This window comes from Aliivibrio fischeri, assembly GCF_009727955.1.
Classification (GTDB): domain Bacteria; phylum Pseudomonadota; class Gammaproteobacteria; order Enterobacterales; family Vibrionaceae; genus Aliivibrio; species Aliivibrio fischeri_A.
On record NZ_WOBR01000043.1, the window covers coordinates 1 to 250 of the forward strand.

At 46.4% G+C, this 250-nt stretch carries 1 pseudogene; it reads right to left on the reverse strand.

The window, feature by feature from the left end:
* Positions 1-250: pseudogene (locus GNP81_RS19285) on the reverse strand (electron transport complex subunit RsxC); the annotation flags it as partial.

Here is a 250-nt window from a genome sequence, read left to right on the forward strand (position 1 = left end):
GGCGTTTCAGTTTTCTCTTCAGCTTGTGCAGCTTTGCGTGCTTTTGCACGAGCAATAGCGGCAGCGACGGCTGCTTTCTTTGGATCTACTGATTCTTCAGAAACCTGATTATCATCTTCTGATGTTACAGGCGTTTCAGTTTTCTCTTCAGCTTGTGCAGCTTTGCGTGCTTTTGCACGAGCAATAGCGGCAGCGACGGCTGCTTTCTTTGGATCTACTGATTCTTCAGAAACCTGATTATCATCTTCTG